At 71.5% G+C, this 21,216-nt stretch carries 17 protein-coding genes and 1 riboswitch; of the genes, 6 read left to right on the plus strand and 11 right to left on the minus strand.

All coding sequences use genetic code 11. The features are described from left to right. Positions 1 to 201 precede the first annotated feature (201 nt). The 4 genes from NZH93_RS20515 to NZH93_RS20530 all read right to left on the minus strand — a co-directional run bounded on the left by NZH93_RS20515 (position 202) and on the right by NZH93_RS20530 (position 6,080). Positions 202 to 1,731: a glycoside hydrolase family 88 protein gene (locus tag NZH93_RS20515; RefSeq protein ID WP_259624756.1), complete on the minus strand. Its 1,530-nt coding sequence runs from the start codon at positions 1,729 to 1,731 to the stop codon at positions 202 to 204. Then, the gene (locus NZH93_RS20520) at positions 1,728 to 4,343 is read right to left on the minus strand and encodes an NPCBM/NEW2 domain-containing protein (protein WP_259624757.1); all 2,616 of its coding nucleotides are present in this window, start codon (positions 4,341 to 4,343) and stop codon (positions 1,728 to 1,730) included. The genes NZH93_RS20515 and NZH93_RS20520 overlap by 4 nt, the downstream gene beginning before the upstream one ends. A 224-nt stretch (positions 4,344 to 4,567) precedes the next feature. Then, the gene (locus NZH93_RS20525; protein WP_259624758.1) at positions 4,568 to 5,398 is read right to left on the minus strand and encodes a siderophore-interacting protein; all 831 of its coding nucleotides are present in this window, start codon (positions 5,396 to 5,398) and stop codon (positions 4,568 to 4,570) included. A 43-nt stretch (positions 5,399 to 5,441) separates the two neighbouring features. Then, positions 5,442 to 6,080 (minus strand): class I SAM-dependent methyltransferase, encoded by a 639-nt coding sequence (locus tag NZH93_RS20530; RefSeq protein WP_259624759.1) that lies wholly within the window; start codon positions 6,078 to 6,080, stop codon positions 5,442 to 5,444. A gap of 268 nt (positions 6,081 to 6,348) precedes the next feature. Here NZH93_RS20530 and NZH93_RS20535 point away from each other — a divergent pair, with 268 nt between their 5' ends. Continuing rightward, a complete protein-coding gene (locus NZH93_RS20535) occupies positions 6,349 to 6,750 on the plus strand; it encodes a YciI family protein (RefSeq protein WP_259624760.1) in 402 nt (133 codons plus the stop codon). Then, entirely contained in the window at positions 6,747 to 7,955 is a 1,209-nt protein-coding gene (locus NZH93_RS20540; RefSeq protein WP_259624761.1) for an RNA polymerase sigma factor, read from the plus strand. Before NZH93_RS20535 ends, NZH93_RS20540 begins: the two co-directional genes overlap by 4 nt. Here the strand turns inward: NZH93_RS20540 and NZH93_RS20545 are convergent. Next, positions 7,924 to 8,766, minus strand: a complete 843-nt coding sequence (locus tag NZH93_RS20545; RefSeq protein WP_259624762.1) for an alpha/beta fold hydrolase — start codon at positions 8,764 to 8,766, stop codon at positions 7,924 to 7,926. The two genes, NZH93_RS20540 and NZH93_RS20545, sit on opposite strands and share 32 nt — an antisense overlap. A gap of 42 nt (positions 8,767 to 8,808) precedes the next feature. Next, a complete protein-coding gene (gene rnhA / locus NZH93_RS20550) occupies positions 8,809 to 9,294 on the minus strand; it encodes a ribonuclease HI (RefSeq protein WP_259624763.1) in 486 nt (161 codons plus the stop codon). Between the two features lie 37 nt (positions 9,295 to 9,331). Then, a riboswitch (S-adenosyl-L-homocysteine riboswitch) is annotated at positions 9,332 to 9,416 on the plus strand. A gap of 25 nt (positions 9,417 to 9,441) precedes the next feature. Here rnhA and metH point away from each other — a divergent pair. Then, positions 9,442 to 13,029, plus strand: a complete 3,588-nt coding sequence (gene metH / locus NZH93_RS20555; RefSeq protein ID WP_372506728.1) for a methionine synthase — start codon at positions 9,442 to 9,444, stop codon at positions 13,027 to 13,029. On the opposite strand, the gene NZH93_RS20560 is transcribed toward metH, so the two are convergent. Continuing rightward, positions 13,014 to 13,241, minus strand: coding sequence for an HC3 family zinc finger protein (locus NZH93_RS20560; RefSeq protein WP_259624764.1), 228 nt, complete (start codon positions 13,239 to 13,241; stop codon positions 13,014 to 13,016). The genes metH and NZH93_RS20560 overlap by 16 nt on opposite strands. Before the next feature lie 117 nt (positions 13,242 to 13,358). Between NZH93_RS20560 and NZH93_RS20565 the strand changes: the two genes are divergently transcribed. Continuing rightward, entirely contained in the window at positions 13,359 to 13,541 is a 183-nt protein-coding gene (locus tag NZH93_RS20565) for a MerR family transcriptional regulator (protein WP_259624765.1), read from the plus strand. A gap of 2 nt (positions 13,542 to 13,543) precedes the next feature. On the opposite strand, the gene NZH93_RS20570 is transcribed toward NZH93_RS20565, so the two are convergent. Further along, positions 13,544 to 16,138: an ATP-binding protein gene (locus NZH93_RS20570; protein ID WP_259624766.1), complete on the minus strand. Its 2,595-nt coding sequence runs from the start codon at positions 16,136 to 16,138 to the stop codon at positions 13,544 to 13,546. A 182-nt stretch (positions 16,139 to 16,320) separates the two neighbouring features. On the opposite strand from NZH93_RS20570, the gene NZH93_RS20575 reads away from it, so the two are divergent. After that, positions 16,321 to 16,881, plus strand: coding sequence for an antibiotic biosynthesis monooxygenase (locus NZH93_RS20575; RefSeq protein ID WP_259624767.1), 561 nt, complete (start codon positions 16,321 to 16,323; stop codon positions 16,879 to 16,881). A gap of 1 nt (position 16,882) precedes the next feature. Here NZH93_RS20575 and NZH93_RS20580 read toward each other — a convergent pair whose 3' ends face one another. The 3 genes from NZH93_RS20580 to pdxR all read right to left on the minus strand — a co-directional run bounded on the left by NZH93_RS20580 (position 16,883) and on the right by pdxR (position 20,717). Then, the gene (locus NZH93_RS20580) at positions 16,883 to 18,253 is read right to left on the minus strand and encodes an alpha/beta hydrolase family protein (protein ID WP_259624768.1); all 1,371 of its coding nucleotides are present in this window, start codon (positions 18,251 to 18,253) and stop codon (positions 16,883 to 16,885) included. Positions 18,254 to 18,362: 109 nt separating this feature from the next. Further along, positions 18,363 to 19,331: a non-homologous end-joining DNA ligase gene (ligD, locus tag NZH93_RS20585; protein ID WP_259624769.1), complete on the minus strand. Its 969-nt coding sequence runs from the start codon at positions 19,329 to 19,331 to the stop codon at positions 18,363 to 18,365. Between the two features lie 21 nt (positions 19,332 to 19,352). Beyond that, positions 19,353 to 20,717 carry a MocR-like pyridoxine biosynthesis transcription factor PdxR gene (pdxR, locus tag NZH93_RS20590; protein ID WP_259624770.1) on the minus strand — a complete coding sequence of 455 codons (1,365 nt, stop codon included), beginning with the start codon at positions 20,715 to 20,717 and terminating at the stop codon, positions 19,353 to 19,355. Positions 20,718 to 20,763: 46 nt separating this feature from the next. Here pdxR and NZH93_RS20595 point away from each other — a divergent pair, with 46 nt between their 5' ends. Further along, entirely contained in the window at positions 20,764 to 21,216 is a 453-nt protein-coding gene (locus NZH93_RS20595; protein ID WP_259624771.1) for a carboxymuconolactone decarboxylase family protein, read from the plus strand.

The raw sequence follows: 21,216 nt of genomic DNA on the forward strand, positions 1-21,216 counted from the left end.
GAGCTGTTCTCTACCCACAAGACGTGCGTGGTTCCCCCATGGTGGCTCCCGTGATCTAAACGCGACACAACTTTAGCCGGATTAGGGGTCGAACTGGGGTGCCTAAACGGTCAAGAACCGCCTCTCACCTGCGGTTATGTCACAGAGGGTCAATGAGTAACGACTTGGTGCGAGCACCGCGAAAACGCATTCACGTTATTCTCACGAACCAACCGATCGGTCTGCGTGCGCGAGTTGTTCGTTCATGATGAGGAACGCCCCCAGCCCGTGGAAGTCGTTCACCGCGCGCGGCCGGTCCAGGTAGTAGCGCTCGGTCCCGACACCGGTCCCGACCACGATCCCGTCGACCTGGGTCCGCCCGTCGGACCCGATGGACGTCCGGTCGAGCACCCCCTGGAACCCCTTCGCCGCCACGGGCAGGTAGCTCCGGTTCAGGTAACCGCGCTGGACGGCCCGCGAGATCGTGTACGCGTACATGCTCGAACACGACGTCTCGGTCCAGTTGCCCGCCAGCGAGGGCTTCGTCGGCAACTGGAACCACCGGCCGCTGGCCGGGTCCTGCCACCGCTGGTACCCGTCCGCCAGGTGCCGCACGATCCCCACCAGCGCCGCGCGGTTCGGGTGCGTCTGGGGCAGCACCTCGAGCACGTCCACGGTCGCCATGCCGAACCAGCCGACGGCCCGGCACCACACCTCCGGCGACACCCCGGTGACGGGGTCGGCCCAGCTCTTCGCCCGCGTCTCGTCGTAGGCGTGGAACAGCATCCCGTCCGGTGACCGGAGGTGCCCGAAGTACGTGACCAACTGCCGGGAGGCCTCGTCGAACGCGGCCGGTCCGTCGCCGACCTGCGCCCCGTAGCGGGCGAGGAACGGCTGGGCCATGAACACCCCGTCGGCCCACAACTGCCCGGTGAACGAGGTGTTGTGGATCAGCGCGCCGTCCGACGTGCGCGGGTAGGTGGTCATCCGCTGCCGGATGCGGGTGGCGGCCAGCGTGTACCGGGCCTCGCCGGTCGCGCGGGCGAGTTCCAGGAACACGTTCCCGGCCAGCATGGCGTCCAGGTCGTTGTACGGGTTGCCGGTGGTGCCGTCCGCCCGCACCTTCGCGTTGCCCCACGCCTTCAGGTACTCCAGGTACCGCGGGTCGCCGGTCCGCTCGTGCACCAGGTGCACGCCGTGCAGGAACAGGGCGTCCGTGTAACCCAGCCCGAGCGACGTCGCGGGCCGCTGGGCGATCGTCGAGTCGACGATCGCGGTGGACCAGTCGGCGGGCGCGGGAGCGGTGATCCCGTTGTCCACCACCAGCGAGTCCAGGTTCGGCCCGCCGTTGGCGGTCGTGGCGGTGGCGCGGACCGCGTTCTGCCCCGCCACCAGCCGGGCGCCGACGACGCGGGTCGTCCACGACGTCCACGCCCCGGTGCCGGGGAACGACGCCGAGGCGACCACGGCCCCGTTGACCTCGACGCGCAGCGGGCGGTCCACCGCGGTTCCGTTGGCGTAGCGGAACACCAGGTCGTGGTCGCCCGCCACGGCCGCGGTCACGGCGAACTCGACCGCGCTGCCCTCCACGTTGTCGAAGTTCACGAACCCGGAGCCGGTGAACCCGACGTGGTTCGACTCGACGACACCCAGGGTCCGGGTCGCCCGTTCCGCCTCGTAGGTGGTGGTCGCCGCGGCAGCCGGAACGGCCACCAGCGAGAACGTCAACGCCGCCACCAGAACCGCCGTCACGCGCACGCGATCCTCGCCTCCGCCCAGTCCGCGTGGTCGAAGTTCTTGCCGTCGCCGCCGTCGGTGACGCGCAGGCTGAGCATCCGCACGCCGCTGACGTCGACCGACACGGCCCGCGCCGCGCCCTTCTCCCGGATGACGCCGCTGTCGTGGAGCAGCCTGCCGTCGCCGTACACCTGGAAGACCACGGATCCGGTCTCGGTCGTCTCGTCGTCCAGGCCGATCGCGGCGGTGAACGCGGAGCAGCGGCGGCCGGTGTAGACGGAGATGTCCGACGCGGCGTGCACGCCGATGCCCTTGGCGTAGACCACGCCGCCGACGCGCAGGGGCGCGCCGTCACCGCCGGAGTTCTCGCCGTTGGAGCGGTCGCGCTCGGCGGGGCCCCAGCCGTTGTCCTCGGTCATGAACGGGAGGTCGCTCGCGAACGACGTCCCGCTGGGGACGGCGGGCGGGACGAACACCCGCACGGCCTTCTCCACGTGCGTCCGCTCGGCGTTGAACTCGGCGAACACCGGCACGTCCACGAAGCCGTGCGGGCTCTGGTCGCCCACCCGCAGGGTCCACCGGCCGGTCATGGTCTCGCCCGGTGCCAGCATCCCGCGTCGAACGGACAGCCCGGTCGAGGTCCAGCCCGCCGGAGCGGCGACGGTGAGGGCGGGATCGGTCAGTGCGCTGGAACTGGTGTTGGTGAACGAGGCCGTGATGTCGAACGACGTGCCCCTGGCGGCGTCGAACTCCTGCGCCGGGGTGACGGTCAGGGTCGTCGTCGGGACCTGCTTGATTGGCCGGTCGCAGGTGGTGCGGCCGGATTGGGCGGGGCAGGCCACCGCGGCGAAGCCGCCGTTGCGCGGCACGGCGACCGAGAGCGTCGAGGTGGAGCGGAGGACCTGGCTGGACCGGAGCACGTCCCCGCGGGTGGACGCGGTGTTGTCGCGGACGGTCTCCACGAGCCAGTCACCCGAGCCCAGGAACGACAGCGGTGCCGTCACCGTGCGGGCGTCACCGGTGGAGATCGCGCCGAGGAACCAGCGGTCGCCGTCGCGCCGGGCCATCACCGTGCCGGTGTCGGGGGTGCCGCCGACCAGGCGGCTGTCGTCCCAGACCGTCGGCACCTGGTCGAGGAAGCGCAGCGCCTGCGGTCGTGCCTGGTAGGCCTCGGGCTTGTCGGCGAAGTGGGTCCAGCCGGACTCGTAGACGACGGGGAGCGCCACCTCGTGCGCGACGGTGGCCTCCTTCGTGCCGACGTCGAGCGACACGGGCGTGTAGTCCATCGAGCCGACCACGTTGCGGGTGAACGCCTGCACCGGGTTGTTGGCCGCCGCGGGCCGGTTCTCCGCGCCCCGGACGGCCTCCATCGTCATGACGTGCGGCCACGTGCGGGCCAGGCCGTGGGGGATCGTGGAGCCGTGGAAGTTCACCATGAGGTGGAGTTCGGCCGTCTTCGCCAGCACCGCGTCGTACCACTGGTAGCGCTCGCGCGAGTCGGACTCCATGAAGTCGAGCTTCACGCCCTTGACGCCCCAACCCTGGATCCTCGGGAGCAGGGTGTCGCGTTCGGCCTGGGTGTCGAGGGTGGTCCAGTGCAGCCAGAGCAGGATGTCGACGCCCTTGGCGCGAGCGTACCGGGTCAGCTCCGGCGCCCAGGCCGCGCTCCAGCCCTCGTCCACCAGGACGTACGGCCAGCCGTTGCGGGCGGCGAAGTCCACGTACGCCTTCTGCCGCTCGAAGTCGGAGGGGCTGGAGTTCTCGCTCAGCCAGGACCAGGCGACCTTGCCCGGCTTGACCCACGTCGTGTCCGCGATCTTCGACGGGGGCGCGAGGTCGTCCACCATGGTGGACCCAGACACGGTCGCGAGGTCGCCGATGATGGCCGTCCGCCACGGCGTCCGCAGCTCACCGGCCGACGTCAGCTGCTCGTCCGCGAGCACCACCTGGTAGGTCCCGGAACCGGCGGCGTGCCGCAGCTTCGATCCGGGGTATCGTCCGTCCACATCGGACTCGGTGAGCAGCGCGTAGTCCTGTCCCACCTGGAACAGCGACGGGTTCCCGTAGTCCCCGGCCGCCGCGTTGCCAGCCGTGGTGCGGATCCGGTCGGCTTCGTACCAGGCGTTGTAGGGCAACAGCCACGCCTGAGCTGTCGCGGGCACGCCGAACGCCGACGCCTCGCCGGTCACCGTCACCGGTCCGGGCACCACGTACCGGTACGCCACCCCGTCCGCCGAGGCCCGCACCACCAGGTCGATCCGCGCCCCGCCCGCCGTCGCGAACGCCAACCGCGACTCGTTCGCGCTCACGGTCCGGTTCCGCCGCTTGCCGGTGGTCATCGAGTACTGCTCGGACACCACCCGGTCCACCCGGCTGACGAACCGCAGCCCGGTGGTCAGGTCCGCCGTCGTGGTCCGCAAGCCCGCGGGCGCCGGCGACAGGACGGCCCGACCGGACCGGCTCGCCGCCACGGTCAGGCTCCCGGCCGCGTCCAGCGCGACGGTGGCCGAGAGCTGGGACGACGACACGATCCACCGGTTGGCGGGTTGTGCCTGTGCCGCAACCGGTGTCAGTGCGGGTAGCAGTGCCAGCAGGGCGATCAGTGACCAGGACCTGGGCGACGTCATTGTCGGACCTCCGGACGCGTCTCGTTGCAGGGGAGGTGAGAGCGCTCCCTCGATCGTGTCGGCGGTGCCGGAGGGCGGTCAAGGTGTCGATGGTTATTTGCAGGACAGGATTTGTCCGGTCGGATTCGCGCGGTGGGGTTGACGGTGGGTTGGGGTGGCGGTATTTGGCCACGGGGTCAGGTCCCGCGCCAGGGCTTAGTCCACTGTGGAGGGTGTTCCGCAGCTCAGGTTCGGGCCTGGCCGCGTTTCCAGTAGCCGGAGAACATGATCTTGCGGCGGTCCAGGCCGCGGTCCTTGACCAGGTACCTCCGGATGGAGGTCGCGAGGTTCGACTCGCCGCAGGCCCAGGCGTAGTCGAGGGTCTCGTCGGGGAGTGCTCTCACGGCTTCCAGGGCGCGGCTGCCGGGTTCGGCGTCGGCGCGGTAAACGAACTCCACGCCGTCGGGCACGGGGGTCAGGTAGGACTCGTCCGGGACCTCGACCAGTGCCCGTGCGCCGGGGTGGGCCTCCAGGATCGCGGACAGTGCGGGCAGTGCCGTCTCGTCGGCCACGAGCAGGCGCGCGTTGGTGTCGGGTTGCCGCTGGTAGGTCGAGCCGCAGGCGCGGAAGCCCGCCACCGAGCCCTCCCGTGCCGCCGACGCCCACGTCGAGCCCGGTCCGTGCGCGTCCTCGTGCAGCACGAAGTCCACGTCGATCTCGCACTCGTCACCGCGCAGCGCCCGGACGGTGTACCAGCGCAGGTCCGGGCGGGTCGCGTCGGGCATCTTCGCGATGGCCGCGCGGACGTTGACGCCGCCCTCGGACGGGAAGGCCAGGTCGTCGCCGCGCGGGATGAGCAGGCCGAAGTACTCGTCGGCGCCGCTGGTCCGCCACGTGCCGAACTCGGGCGCCCGGAACGTGATCCGCCGCAGGTGGTCGTTCAGCGCCGTCGTCCGCGCGACCGTCATGGGGAACTGCTCGTAGTCGTCGCGCTGGTTGGCCGTCGCCATGACCAGCGACGTCACCTTGCCGATGACCTTCTGCTGGAGCTGGCCCAGTGCCGAGTAGGTGCCCAAGATCCGCCACCCTCCCTCTGTCGATGAGGTTAGGCTAGCCTAATCATGAGCGGTGGGAGTAGATGATCGCCCCCTGGCGACCATCCTTGTGCAGGACCGTCTCGGCGTCGACGGTGAAGCCCGCGTCGCGCAGCCACGTCGACACCGTGGCGGGCAGGCGTCGGTGGATGCGCACGTTCATCGGGTGGCCGCCGTAACCCGTGGTCTTCAGCACCGTCTCGTCGCCCACGTGGAACGCGACCAGCAGCGGGCAGCCGGGGCGCAGAGCGCGGTGGAAGTGGGCGAGCACGCCGGGGACCTCGTGGTCCGGGACGTGGATCAGGGAGAACCAGGCGAACAGGCCGCCCGCCGACGCGTCCGCCAGGTCGAGGTCCGTCATCGAACCGACCTCGAACCGCAGGTCGGGGTGGTCGCGGCGGGCGACGTCGATCATCGCGGGCGAGAGGTCGACGCCGAAGGCGTCCAGGCCCAGGTCACGGAGGTCCGCGGTGAGCCTGCCCGGTCCGCAGCCGATGTCGCCCACCGGACCGCCGCCCGCGGTCCGCACGAGCTCGGCGAACACGGCCAGCGCCGCGCGCAGGTGCGGTTCGTCCTCCATGGCACCACGGAGCAGGTCGGCGTAGTCGGCCGCGACCGTGTCGTAGGACGTGCGGGTGTCGGACAGCCAGGTCTCGGTGGTCATGGCGGAGCAGGGTAGTGGCCGGGTCCTCCACGCTCGGCCGCGTGGCCCGGCCCGGCGTGGTGGCCGCGGGCGTCGCCGTCGCGACGAACCGGCCGAGATCGTCCACTGAGCGGTTTCCGCTGCTGGAAGGCTCGTCAGGTGCCAGGATTGGCGCTCCGGCGCGTGGACCTCGACGCCATTCCAAGCGGGATGTCGAGAACTCGCCACGTGCTCCGTCCTACCCATGACGGCCCCGGAGAACCGGTGCGGCGGACACGAGGAGACGACGATGCCGAAGTTCATGCTGCTGATGAGCTACCAGAAGATCGAGGGCGTGGAGCCGATCACCACCTGGGCCCCCGGCGACATCAAGGCGCACATCGACTTCCAGCAGGCGCTGGGCCAGGAGTTGAGCGACAAGGGTGAGCTGGTCGACGGCCAGGGCCTCGCCGGGCCCGAGGTGGCGAAGGTCGTCGTCTTCAAGGGCGAGGGCGCGCCGGTCGTGACCGACGGGCCGTTCCCGGAGACGAAGGAGTTCCTCGCGGGCTACTGGACGGTCGACGTGGAGACCGAGGAGCGGGCGCTGGAGATCGCCGCGCAGGCGTCCGCGGCCCCCGGCCCCGGCGGCAGGCCGATCGGCCAGCCGATCGAGGTGCGGGAAGTGATGAGCGCGCCGAGCGTCGAGCAGTGACGACCGGCGTCGAGGACCTGCTGCGGGAGCACGCGCCGCAGGTCCTCGGCGTGCTCGTCCGCCGGTTCGGCGACTTCGCGGCCGCCGAGGACGCCGTGCAGGAGGCGCTGCTGGCCGCCGCGCTGCACTGGCCCGCCGAAGGCGTCCCGGACAACCCGCGCGGGTGGCTGGTCCAGGCCGCGGCGCGGCGGATGACCGACCAGTTCCGCAGCGAACGGGCCCGCCGCAGGCGCGAGGACACCGCCGTAGCACTGGAACCGCCGCCCGTCGACGTGGCCGACCGCGACGACACGCTCGTCCTGCTGTTCCTGTGCTGCCACCCGGCGCTGACGCCCGCGTCGGCCATCGCGTTGACGCTGCGCGCGGTGGCCGGTCTGACCACGGCCGAGATCGCCACCGCGTTCCTGGTGCCCGAGACGACCATGGCGCAGCGCATCAGCCGCGCCAAGCAGCGCGTGAAGACGTCCGGGGTGCCGTTCGCGATGCCCGTCGGCGACGACCGCGCGCCCCGGCTGCGCTCGGTGCTGCGGGTCCTCTACCTGCTGTTCAACGAGGGCTACACCAGCAGCGCGGGCCACGAGCTGCACCGCGGCGAACTGTCCGGCGAAGCGATCCGCCTGGCCCGCGCCGTCCACGCCGTCCTGCCGGACGACGGCGAGGTCGCGGGCCTCCTCGCGCTCATGCTGCTGACCGACGCCCGCCGCCCGGCCCGCACCGCCGCCGACGGCTCCCTGATCCCGCTGGCCGAGCAGGACAGGACCCTCTGGGACCACGGGCTCATCGTCGAGGGCGTCGCGCTGGTGACCGGCGCGGTGTCCAGGGGGATGGTGGGGGAGTACCAGCTCCAAGCCGCCATCGCCGCCGTCCACGACGACGCGGCCCGCCCGGAGGACACCGACTGGCCGGAGATCCTCGGCCTCTACGGGCTGCTGGAACGCATGACCGGCAACCCGGTCGTCGCCCTGAACCGCGCCGTCGCCGTGGCGATGGTGCACGGTCCGCCCGCGGGCCTGGCGCTGCTGGACGCGGTGGCCGAACGGCTGGACGGGCACTACCGACTGGCGGCGGTGCGCGCGCACCTGTGCGAGATGGCGGGCGACGTCGATGCGGCGGTGGAGCACTACCGGTCGGCGGCGGCCAGGACGGCGAGCACGCCGGAGCGGAACTACCTGATCACGCGGGCCGCTCGGCTGGGAACTCCCTGATGGTCGCGGCGAACCGGACCGGGTCGTCCAGCCACGGGAAGTGGCCTGCGCCGGACTGGACGTGGAGGCGCGCGTTCGGGAACAGGTCCGCGAACGCGGCCACGACGGGTGGGGGGACGGACATGTCGAGGTCGCCCGCGATGAGCAGGACCGGTGCGGGGAACGTCGCCAGTGCCGCTCGGGTCTTCTCCGGGGAGAAGGCGCCCTCCGCGCGGAACGCCGCGGCGGCCTCGTCGTTCCGGCGGCCCTCCTGGGCGGCGTGGTGGGCTCGGGCGGCGTCATCCCAGCGGCCGTAGGTGAAGGGCACGAGCGCGTCCCAGTCGGAGCCCTGACCGGCGACGATCTGCTCGAAGGCCGTTGACACGCCGTCGTGCCACGGCTCGTCCGCACGTCGGCGCAGCACGTCGCGCCGGTGGTCGGCGGTGGTGGTGAGGCCGACGGCGAAAGTGCTCGGCGTGACCAGGACGAGCCCGCTCACGCGGTCGGGGTGGGTCGCGGCGTACGTGACGGCGAGGTTGGCGCCCGCGGAGTGGCCGAGCAGGTCGACGCGGTCCAGGCCGAGGTGGACGCGCAGCGCGTCGACGTCGGCGACCAAGCGGTCGCAGCGGCAGGACGTGAGGTCGGCGGGCGTTCCCGACCGGCCGGTGCCGCGCGGGTCCAGCAGGACCAACCGGCGGCCGAATGGTCCACCCAGGTCACCGAGGTACGCCGCGTCCTGCATCGGACCGCCCGGCAGGCACACCAGCGGCGGGCCCTCGCCGATCTCGGTGTAGACGAGGGACGTTCCATCGGGTGCGGAGAGGACGGCCACGGGCGGATCATCGCAGCGGCGTCCTGTCCGGACCAACGGGTTTTACCTGGCCGTCGACCGGTACGTCGCCGGGTCGTGGCCCGCTTCGCGGAGCGCTTCCTCCAAACCGCGCAACGCCAGCCGGTCGGCGTGCTCGTTGCCCGGATCCCCGGCGTGGCCCTTGACCCAGCGCCACTCGACCGTGTGGCGTTCCACGGCTTTTTCCAGCAGCACCCACAGGTCGGCGTTCTTCACCGGCTGCTTGGCCGCGGTGAGCCAGCCGTTGGCCTTCCACTTGGGGATCCACGCGGTGATCCCGTTGCGGACGTATGTGCTGTCGGTGAACAACCGGACGGTCACCGGGCGCTTGAGGTGGTCCAACGCGCGGATGGGCGCGGTCAGCTCCATCCGGTTGTTCGTGGTCTCCTCGGCCTCGCCGCCGCACAGTTCCTTCTCGTGCTCGCCGTACCGGAGCACAGCGCCCCAACCACCGGGTCCGGGGTTGGTCCAGCAGGCGCCGTCGGTGTAGATGTCCACGATCTGGTCCACGGCCGCAATCTACCGCCGGTTCCGGTAATCTCGGGCAAGGGTCGAGAGGCGCTGCAACGGACCACGGACCCCGGTCCGCCACGCTCGACCCGTCCTCCGGTCAGCAAGGGCGCCTCCACACCACCGTGGAGGCTGCCCGTGAGCGACCTGCGTGACCTGCTGGACCAGCGAATCGCGGTGCTCGACGGCGCGTGGGGAACCATGCTGCAAGGAGCGGGCCTCACCGAGGCCGATTACAAGGCGGATCGGTTCCAGAACCACACGCACGACGTCACCGGCGACCCGGACCTGCTGAACCTGACCCGGCCGGACGTCATCCTCGACGTGCACCGGCAGTACCTCGCCGCGGGCGCGGACATCACGACGACGAACACGTTCACCGCCACCAGCATCGGCCAGGCCGACTACGGCCTCCAGGGCCTGGTGCGGGACATGAACGTGCAGGGCGCGCAGCTCGCCCGCCAGGCAGCGGACGAGTTCGGCGGCCGGTTCGTCGCGGGCTCGATCGGCCCGCTGAACGTGACGTTGTCGCTGTCGCCCCGAGTGGAGGACCCGGCGTACCGCGCCGTGTCGTTCGACCAGGTGCGCGACACCTACGCGGAGCAGATCTCCGCGCTCGTCGAAGGCGGCGTCGACCTGCTGCTGGTCGAGACCATCTTCGACACCCTCAACGCCAAGGCGGCCATCGCCGCGGCCCGCGAGGTCGCGCCCGACCTGCCGCTGTGGATCTCGGTGACCATCGTGGACCTCTCCGGGCGCACGCTGTCCGGCCAGACGGTCGAGGCGTTCTGGAGTTCGGTCGAGCACGCGAAACCGCTCGTGGTCGGCGTGAACTGCTCGCTGGGCGCGGAGGAGATGCGGCCGCACGTCGCCGAGCTGGCGCGGTTCGCCGACACGTACACGGCGTGCCACCCGAACGCCGGTCTGCCGAACGCCTTCGGCGGCTACGACGAGACGCCGGACGAGACGTCCGCGCTGCTCAAGGACTTCGCCGAGCAGGGCATGGTCAACATCGCGGGCGGCTGCTGCGGCACGACCCCCGCGCACATCGAGAAGATCGCGCAGGCCGTGTCCGGTCTGGCGCCGCGCGTCGTGCCCGGCGCGCCGGAGCGCACCCGGTTCAGCGGCCTGGAGCCGTTCGCGATCGGCCAGGACACCGGGTTCGTGATGATCGGCGAGCGCACGAACGTGACGGGCTCGGCGAAGTTCCGCCGGCTCATCGAGGGCGACAACCACCAGGCGGCCGTGGACGTGGCGCTGGAGCAGGTGCGCGGTGGCGCGAACCTCCTGGACGTCAACATGGACGCCGACCTGCTCGACAGCGAGCAGGCGATGACCACGTTCCTCAACCTGATCGCGACCGAGCCCGAGGTCGCGCGCATCCCCGTGATGATCGACAGTTCGCGGTGGAGCGTGCTCGAAGCGGGCCTGAAGTGCGTGCAGGGCAAGGGGGTCGTGAACTCGATCAGCCTCAAGGAGGGCGAGGAGCCCTTCCTGGAGCAGGCCCGCCGCATCCGCGACTACGGCGCGGGCGTCGTGGTGATGGCGTTCGACGAGCAGGGCCAGGCCGACACGACCGAGCGCAAGGTGGCGATCTGCGGCCGTGCCTACGACCTGCTGACCCAGCAGGCCGGGTTCCCGCCAGAGGACATCGTGTTCGACCCGAACGTCCTCGCGGTCGCGACCGGCATCGCCGAGCACAACGGCTACGCCAAGGCGTTCATCGACGCGCTGCCGCTGATCAAGGAGCGATGTCCAGGCGTCCACATCAGCGGCGGCATCTCGAACCTGTCGTTCTCCTTCCGCGGCAACGACGTCGTGCGCGAGGCCATGCACTCGGCGTTCCTGTTCCACGCCGTGCAGGTCGGCCTGGACATGGGCATCGTCAACGCAGGCCAGCTCGCGGTCTACCAGGACATCCCGGCGGACCTGCTGGAACTGGTGGAGGACGTGCTGTTCGACCGCCGCGAGGACGCGACGGACCGGCTGGTCACGTTCGCCGAGAACGTCAAGGGATCGGGCACCAAGCGCGTCGTCAACCTGGAGTGGCGCGAGGCCCCGGTGAAGGAGCGGCTCGCGCACGCGCTGGTGCACGGCATCGTCGACTTCATCGAGGCCGACACCGAGGAGGCCCGGCTGGAGATGGACCGGCCGCTCCAGGTGATCGAGGGTCCGCTGATGGACGGCATGAAGATCGTCGGCGACCTGTTCGGCGCCGGGAAGATGTTCCTGCCGCAGGTGGTGAAGAGCGCGCGCGTGATGAAGCGCTCGGTCGCCTACCTGGAGCCGTTCATGGAGGCCGAGAAGGAGTTGGCCCGGCAGGAAGGCCGGGCGCAGGTCAGCCGCGGCCAGGGCAAGGTCGTGCTCGCGACGGTGAAGGGCGACGTCCACGACATCGGCAAGAACATCGTCGGGGTCGTGCTGGGCTGCAACAACTACGAGGTCATCGACCTCGGCGTGATGGTGCCCGCGTCGGTCATCCTGGACACCGCCGTCGCCGAGAACGCCGACGCCGTCGGGCTTTCCGGCCTGATCACGCCGTCGTTGGACGAGATGGTCACCGTCGCCAAGGAGATGGAGCGCCGCGGCCTGAAGCTGCCGCTGCTCATCGGCGGCGCGACGACGTCCCGCCAGCACACCGCCGTCCGCATCGCCCCGGCGTACGAGCAGACCACCGTGCACGTGCTCGACGCGTCGCGGGTCGTCGGCGTCGTCTCGGACCTGCTGGACCACGACCGCGCCGAAGCGCTCGCGGTGAGCAACCGCGCGGACCAGGAAACCCTGCGGGAGCAGCACGAGAACAAGAAGCGGCAGCCGATGCTGTCGCTTTCGGACGCCCGCGCGAACCGCGAGGTCGTCTCCTTCGACTCGCTGCCGGTGCCCGCGTTCACCGGTCTGCGGTTGGTCGAACCGGACCTGCCCGCGTTGCGCGCGATGATCGACTGGCAGTTCCTGTTCCTGGCGTGGGAGCTGAAGGGCAAGTACCCGGCGATCCTGGACCAGCCGGTGGCGCGGGAGCTGTTCGACGACGCCAACAAGCTGCTGGACCAGATCGTCGCCGACGAGTCCTTCCAGGCCCGCGGGGCCTACGGGTACTGGCCCGCGCACTCGTCCGGTGACGACATCGTCCTGGAGGACGGTCCCACCTTCCCGATGCTGCGCCAGCAGACCGTGAAACCGTTGAGCCGCCCGAACCGCTGCCTGTCCGACTACGTCGCTCCCGAAGGCGACCACGTCGGCGGCTTCGCCGTGGCCATCCACGGCGCGGAAACCCTTGCGGCGCACTACGAGGAGCAGCAGGACGACTACCGGGCGATCATGGTCAAGGCGCTGGCCGATCGCTTGGCCGAGGCGTTCGCCGAGTACATCCACCTGGAGGCGCGGCAGAACTGGTTCGAGCCCGGATCCACGCCGGACCTGGCCGACCTGCACGCCGAACGCTTCCGCGGCATCCGGCCCGCGCTGGGGTACCCGGCTTCGCCGGACCACAGCGAGAAGGTCGAGCTGTTCGAGCTGCTGGACGCCGAGTCGCTCGGGATGGGCCTGACCACGTCCTACGCCATGACACCCGCGGCGAGCGTGAGTGGGTTGATCTTCGCGCACGAGGCGTCGCGGTACTTCACCGTCGGACGGCTGGGCAAGGACCAGATCGAGGACTACGCCGTACGCCGCGGCATGCCCGTGGCCGAGGTCGAACGCTGGCTCCGCCCGAACCTGGCCTACGAGCCCAAGTGAGCTGACGCCCGACGGCGAATCCCCTCGGCCTTGCGCCAGAGGTCATCGCACCTCTGGCACTCGGGCCAACAGCCCTGCGGCCACATCGGCGGCGGGGCTTTCGGGATGTCCAACTCCTCGCCGCACAGGGTCAGGCCTTGGTCGCCGGGGTAGAGGGTCACCGCGATGGCGTGACGGCTGCCGTCGTGGGGCAGCCACTTGAACGGGCGCACGGGGGCACCTCCTCACATCGAGCGAAGGTTAGCGCCTCGATCGCTGTTAAACGCCTCAAACGCCTCGAACGCCCCACTTACGGGGTAACGCGCTCAATCGCCGTGGAAGATCCATGCATGGGCAAGTTGGTCACCACTTCCGAAGCGGCGAAAGAACTCGGCGTGGGGACGAGCACGCTCCAGCGCTGGGCGAAGGACAAAGTCGTTTCACCCGATCTGGTGACTCCCGGCGGACACATGCGATGGGATGTCGACAACCTCCGCGACCAGCTTCGTGAGCTGCGGCAGCGCGACGAGTAGGTCTAGCCCCTCAGTCGCGCCAACGTCGCCTCGGCTCGCTTCAGGCCAAGGGCGTAGCCGGAGCGCTGGTGCAGATCGCGGGCTGCGGTGGCCGAGCGGAGGCCGTCGCGGCCCGAAGCGTGGTCGGCCTCGGCCAGCACGCGCTGCGCCTCGCCCTCGATCAGCTTGTGCCCGGTGCCGCGGCTCAGGTCCAGCGCCTCCCGTGCCAGCTTCCGCGCCAGGTCGTGGTCGCCCAACGCGTGGTGGAGTTCGGCCAACGACACGAGCGCGTCGCCGCGACCCCGTGGGTGCGAGGCGGTGGTGGCCAGGTCCAACGACGTGTGGAGTTCGGTCAGCGCGGTGTCGTGGTCGCCGAGCAGGAGGTGGGTGCTGCCGAGGACGTGGTGGCCGCTGGTGCGGGTGCGGAGCATGCCGATCCTGGTCGAGATCTCCAACGACTCGCGGGCGGTGCGGAGGGCGTCCTGGTGACGGCCGAGGTCGCGGTAGGTGCCCGCCAGGTTGCTGAGGATGCCCGCCCGCTCCGGCGGGTCGTCCAGCTCGTGGCACAGGGTCAGGCCCGTGAGGTAGTGCTCGACGGCCTGGTCGACGAAGCCCAGCGCTTGGGCGGACAGGCCCGCGCGGGCTCGGGCGCACAGTTCGTGTGAGGGGCTCTGTGCGTGCTGGATCGCCTGTTCGTGCAGGTCGTAGGCCACTCGAAGGTCACCTAGTTCCCAGTGGACGTTGGCCAGGATGGCCAGCCGGGCGCTGGTGCTGGGGTCGGTGGGCGGGGTCGCGTCCAGCACGTGCCGGTACGTGGTGGCGGAGTCGCGCAGGCGCCCCATCGAGATGTAGGCCCGGCCCAGGTGGGTCAGGACGAAGGGCAGGAGGTCGGTCAGGCCCGCGCGGTCGACCACGGCCCGCGCCTCGGTGAGGTGGACCAGGGCGTCGTCGTACTCGCACACGCACCAGTGGGCGCTGCCCAGCGCCGTGAGCGCGTACACCTGACCGATCGCGTGGTCGTGGCGACGCGTCGTGGCCAGCACGGACCGTGCGGTGCCGAACCAGTCGGCCATCAGCCGGTGCTGCTCCAACGTCGGGTACAGCGCGGTGCACAGCCGTGCGGCTGTGAGGGGGGAGTCGGCCACGCGGGCGCAGGCGACGAGCGTGGTGAACTCGTCGGCCAACCACCGGTTCGCCTCGGCGGCGTCGGTGAAGGTGGGCTCGGGAACACCGAGGACCCGCCGGTGGGGTGTCGGGTAGACCAGTTGCGTGGCCTCCAACGCCCGTGCCGCGTAGTGCTCCAGCACGCGCGCCCTGGCCGGTTCCTCGTCCTCGCACTTCTCCACGGCGTAGAGCCGGAGCAGGTCGTGGAACGTGTACCGGCCCGGCACGTGCTCGTCGACCAGGTGGGCCGCGGTGAGGTCGCGCAGCGTGCGGCCCACGTCGGCGGTGTCCGTCAGGGCCGCCACGACGGGCGCGGTCACGTCGTGGCCGGGCATGAGGCCCATGAGCCGGAACGTTCGCCGCGCGGCCGGGTCCAGCGCCCGGTAGGACAGGTCGATCGCCGCTCGCACGGCCGTGCCCGGATCGCCGGGCACTTCGAGCGCGGTCAGCCGGTCGCCCGAGCGCAGCGCCGTCACGTGGTCCGCGATCGTTCGGCGCCCGCCCAGGACGTGAGCGGCGGCGATCCGCAACGCCAGCGGCAGCCGGGCGCACAGCTCCGCCAGGTCCCGCACGGCCTCCGGTTCGGCGTCGACGCGGTCGCCGAGCACGCCGCGCAGCAGTGCCGCCGCCTCGTCCGCGGTGAGCAGGTCGAGGTCGACCCGTCGGGCGCCGTCCCGCGCGACCAGGCCGGTGAGCGCGTCGCGGCTGGTGATGAGGACGAAGCACCGGGCGTTGCCGGGCAGCAGGTCGCGCACCTGCTCCGGGCTGTTCGCGTTGTCCAGCACGACCAGCGCGCGCCGGTCCGCCAGCAGCGTCCGGTACCGGCTGACCCGCCCGGCGAGCGTCTGGGGGAGGTCCGCGCCGCTCACGCCAAGGTCACCCAGCAGCGCCGCGAGCGCGTCGGCCGTGCTCGTCGGGGCGTCGTAGCCGCGCAGGTCGAGGTAGAGCTGGCCGTCCGGGAACCGGTCGGCGACCCGGTGCGCCCAGTGGACCGCCAGCGCGGTCTTGCCGACGCCCGCCGTCCCGGCGATGGCGGAGACCACGACCGCCCGCCTGCCCGCCTCGCCGAGCAGCCGGTCCAACTCGGCCAGCGCCTCGGCCCGGCCGGTGAACGCCGACACGTCCGGCGGCAGTTGGCGCGGTACGGCCGTGCGCTTCCGCGACCCGCGCACCACCCGGAACCACGCCTCGCTCCACGCCGCCTGCTCGGCGGGCGACGCGCCCAGCGCGATCACCACGCGGTCCAGCACGTCGGCGGGCGCGGTCGTCACGCCGGACACGTACGCGTGGACGGTCGAGCGCGGCAACGCCACCCGCGCGGCCAGGTCCTCCAGCGTCACACGGGCCTTGCGGCTCCCCGCGGCGGCCCGCACGCGCAACAGGTCGAGCTCGCGGACCAGGTCGGCCGAGGTCTCCACCGAGCCGGGATCCGGCCCGCCGCGAACCGCCCCCACATCGCCCCCACGTGTCGTCCAGGTTTTTCCAGGTTAGTCCGGGATCCGGCCCCCCGAGCGTCACGCGGCGGTTGAGTGGTCACGGGGGAGGGGAACCGCGGGTGGGTCACCAGGGGTGACAGTGGTCATGGCGGCCCCGTCATAGCGGGTGGATCGGTCGTCCCGGTGGCACGCTGACCCGCATGACCGGTACTCCCGGCAGCCCGGTGACGGTCGCGATCACCCGGCAGGCCGATCCCGCGCACCAGACCGAGATGCACGCCTGGGTGCAGGCGGGCATCTCGATGGCGCAGACGTTCGACGGTTACCTGGGTGGCGGGTGGGTGCGGACGGGGCCGGGGTCGGGGGAGTGGCACATGTTGTACCGGTTCGCGAGTCCCGCGGCGTTGGCGGCGTGGGAGGACTCGCCGCAGCGCAAGTGGTGGTTGCACACGGCCCAGGGGCTGGTGGAGCACACGCGGACCGAGCGGCGGACCGGGATCGAGGGGTGGTTCGACCCGCCGGTGGAGCGGGAGTTGGTGGAGCACACGGCCAAGGCCCCGCCGCGGTGGAAGCAGGCCACGACCATCTGGATCGTGTTCTTCCCGTTGAACCTGCTCGCCACCCTCACCCTCGGGAAGGTGATCGCCGACCTGAACGTGGTGCTGCGGGTGATGATCACGACGCTGGTGCTGACGCCGGTGATGACCTACTTCCTCCTGCCGTGGGTCACGCGCAGGCTGGAGCGGTGGCTGCGCGGGTGAGTCACGGGGCGATGCCCCGGACCCCCTGCCGCTCCCACAGGAACGACTGGAGCGGTGTCAGCGCGGGCCAGTGGGTGCCGCCGGGACGGGCGTTCACGCGGGACGCGTAGGACGCGGGGGTGTACGAGGGGTTGAAGAAGCAGCCCTTGCCGTACTTGGCGTCGTTGGCCGGGCACGACGCGGCGACCGACGCCGGGGTGGGCTTGCGGCCGGTGCGCTCCCACGTCACCAGTGCCTTCAACGCGCTCGCGTACTCGGAGTCGCTCAACGCGCTGTGCTCGGTCTCCGTGGTGAACGTCTGCACCAGGTTCGGCCGCCATCCCATCGACGCGCGGAACGCGGCCTCGTGCTCCACGAACGCCGTCGGGTCGCCGATCGCGTGCATGGTGAGCACGGGAACGGCGATGGTGCCGGTGATGTCGCTGTCGTAGGACAGGTCGCGCTTGGCGGGCGGATCGGCGGAGAAGCGCTCCACACCGGCGTTGAGCGCGGCGTCGTCGTGCGAGCCCGAGTAGCGGACACCCTTGTTGCTGAACGGGTTCCGGTCGCCCAGTCTGTTGTGGACGATGTCGCGGAACGTGAACGTGGCGAAGTTCAGGTGGGACGCCAGCGCGCTCTCGGTGATGCGCGTGACGGCGAGGATGTCGGTCAGGTTCCGCTGCTGCAACGGGGTTCGCGTGGTCGACGTGATGCCGGTGCACTCCTCCAGCCGGGCCCGCAGGCCGGTGCCGGTCATCGTCGAGTCGGCCCGCAAGCCCTGCCACAGCGGGTACTGCGGCTCGGTCGGCCTGGGGTGGTTGCCGCAGTAGTACTGGTAGACCACGCGCAGGTCGACGCGGTAGTCGTAGCCGCGCGACCCTCCCGCGAGGACACCGCTGGTGAGCAGCACGGCGTCGTAGGAGCGCGGGTAGATCTCGGCGGTCTTGGCCGCCACGTCGCCGCCCCACGACTGGCCGTGCAGGAACGTCTTGCGCGGCTCGCCGAACTTCGCGACGACGATCTTGCGCAGGTTCTCCGTGTCCGCGGCGCCCATGCGCGTGCCGTAGCCACCGCGCCGGTAGGACGACCCGGCCCACAGGTAACCCTCGCGGACCATGACCGACCAGCGGGTCAGGTCGTCGGTCGTGCGGGCGGGCGTCGGCGCGCCGAGGTCGGGGCCGCCGTGCGAGTGCACCACCAGGGAACCGTTCCACACCTTGGGCATGGCGATCGTGTAGTGAGCGCCGTTGACGTCCTGGCCGCCGTAGCAGGTGGTGTCCGCGGGGAGTGCCGTCGGGCACGCGGTGACCTCGGGGCCGGTGGCCGCGGAGGCTGGTGAGGTGAGACCCAGGGCGAGCGCTACGCCCAGCGATCCGGCCAGTACGGCTCTCACAAGCGGACCTCCTCGTGACTGCGGCGCCTCGTCGCGCCGCTGGGCCATGGTCGACTCCCGCGACCGGCGAGGTCCACGGCTCGCGGCAAAACTTGGGGTTCGCCTGACGTCAGTCGTCGGCACCGCCGGGATCGGCCGCGCCCTCCCGCTCGTCGCGCTCGGCCCACTCCAGCAGCGGGTCGAGCGAGAACACGGCGTCGTCGATGCCCGCGTGCAGGTCGCCGAGCGAGGCGAACCGGGCGGGCACCGTGGCGATGGTGAACTCCCGAGGGTCCACACCGTCCACTTCGTCCCACGCGATCGGTGTGGACACCGTGCCCTCGCGGTTGCCGCGCACCGAGTACGCGGCGGCGATCGTGTGGTCGCGGGCGTTCTGGTTGTAGTCCACGAACAGCTTCGCCGGATCGCGGTCCTTGCGCCACCACGTGGTCGTCACGTCATCCGGCGCTCGCCGTTCGACCTCGCGCGCGAACGCCAGCGCGGCCCGCCGCACGTCGGCGAACCCCCAGTCCGGCCGGATCCGCACGTACACGTGCAGCCCGTTGCCACCGGAGGTCTTCGGCCAGCCCACCGCGCCCAGCTCGTCCAGCACCTCGTGCGCCACGTGCGCGACCCGCCGGACCGTCGCGAAGTCGCAGTCCGGCATCGGGTCCAGGTCGATCCGCCACTCGTCCGGCTTCTCGGTGTCCGCCCGCCGCGAGTTCCACGGGTGGAACTCGACCGCCGACATCTGCACCGACCACACCACGTCCGCCACGTGCGTCACGCACAGCTCGTCCGCGTGCCGGTTGTAGCGCGGGAACTTCACCCGCACCGTCTCCACCCACGGCGGCGCCCCGTGCGGCAACCGCTTCTGGTGCACCTTCTCCCCGTCCACGCCGTCCGGGAACCGGTGCGTCATGCACGGCCGCTCCCGCAGCGCGCGCACGACGCCGTCGCCGACGGACAGGTAGTACCGGGCGAGGTCGAGCTTCGTCTCACCGCGCGCGGAGAAGTAGACGCGGTCCGGGTTGGAGATCCGCACGGTCCGGTCGCCGACTTCCAGTTCCACCGCCGGAGACCCGCTCTTGCCAGCCATGCGGGCCAACCTAACCCGGAATCAGCCGGTCAGCTCGTGCAGAACGGCCAGCAGCGCGGCCAGCGCGCCGCCGAACGCGGGCTTGGACGACGCGCCGTAGCCGACGATGACGCCGCCGCGCCGGGCCGTCCGGTCGATCCACAGCCTGCTGAGGGGTTCGACGCCCAGCGAGTGCCGGGCGGCCGTGGCGGGCAGGGCGGCCTCGGCGTCCGGGGGCAGCGGCACGACGAGGTGCAGGCCCGCCGAGATGCCGCGCACCTCCAGGTGGGGCGGGAGCGCGGTCACCAGGCGGTCGTGGCGGGAGCGGTAGTCGAGGCGGCAGCGGCGGACGTGGCGGTCGTAGGCGCCGGAGGCGATGAGGTCGGCGAGCACGAGCTGGTTCAGCGTCGGCGGCTGGGCGCCGCTCGCCGTGATCGCCGCCAGCACCGGTTCGACGAGGGCGCGGGGCAGGACCATCCAGCCCAGGCGGAGGGACGGCGACAGGGTCTTGCTGGCGGTCCCGGCGTAGACGACCTGTTCGGGCGCCAACGCCTGGAGCGCGCCCACCTGCTGGCGGTCGAATCGGAACTCGCCGTCGTAGTCGTCCTCGACGACGACCGCGCCGGAGCGGACCAGCGCCGTGCGGCGGGCGGGCGCGAGGGTGACGCCCAGCGGGAACTGGTGGGCGGGCGTGACGACGGCCGTCGGGCTGTGGAGGTCGGACACCCGCAGGCCGTCGTCGTCGACCGGGACACCGACCACGCGCTGGCCCGCGGCCGTGGCGAGGTCGCGGAACAGGGTGAACGACGGGTCCTCGAACGCCATCTCCTCGTGCCCGAGGTCGCGCAGGGCGCGGCCCAGCACGGTGATCGCGTGGGAGAAGCCGGAGCACACGACGATGCGTGACGGATCGGCGCGCACGCCCCTGGCCCGGCCGAGGTAGGCCGCCAGCGTTTCGCGCAGCGGCAGCGCCCCGGCGGGGCCGCCGTAGTCGAACGAGCTGTTGGGGGTGTGCTGCACGACCCGCTTCGTCGCCGCCAGCCACTGGTCGCGGGGGAAGCTCGACGGGTCCGGGCGGCCGGGTTCGAGGGTCCACCGGGGCGTCCGCGCCTCCCTGGCGGCGGGCGGGCCGGTCTTCGGCTCCGCGCCCGCCGTCGCCACGCGGGTCGGCGCGCCCTGGCTCGTGGTCAGGTAGCCCTCGGCGGCCAGGTCGGCGTACACCCTGGTCACGGTGCCGCGCGCGACGCCGAGGTCGTGCGCGAGCGCTCGGGTCGACGGGACGACGACGCCGGGGAGCCAACGGCCGTCGCGGATGGCGGCCCTGATCGTGTCGGCCAGGCCCGTGCTCCCCGTGCCCGGCGTCCAGTTCAGGTGGGCGTCCACCGAACTGGACCACGGTTCCGACATGGGACTGGACCATACTCGTGGGCCAGTTCGGACTACCGTCGGTGACGTGTCCAAACGAATCCAGATGAGTCCCGGCCTGGCAGGCCCGTACAAGGCCATGATCGCGCTCGAAGGCGAGGTCGTCCGCGCCGCACGCGAGCACGGTCTCGCCAAGTCCCTCCTCGAACTGGTCAAGATCAGGGCGTCGCAGCTCAACGGGTGCGCGTTCTGCCTCGACATGCACACCAGGGACGCGGTGAAGGGGGGCGAGGAGCCGCGGCGGATCTTCGTGCTCGACGCGTGGCGCGAGACCGAGCTGTTCACCGCGGAGGAGCGCGCCGCGCTCGAGCTGACCGAGGCGATCACCCGGCTGTCGGTCACCCAGGACGTGCCGGACGACGTGTACGACCGAGTGACGGCGGTGTTCACCGAGCCCCAGTACCAGGCGCTGGTGTGGGCGATCGTGTCGATCAACGCGTGGAACCGGCTGGCCGTGCCCAGCCACCAGCCGCTGCCCTAA

It is taken from the genome of Umezawaea endophytica, from assembly GCF_025061645.1.
In the GTDB taxonomy this organism is placed as follows: Bacteria; Actinomycetota; Actinomycetes; order Mycobacteriales; family Pseudonocardiaceae; genus Umezawaea; species Umezawaea endophytica.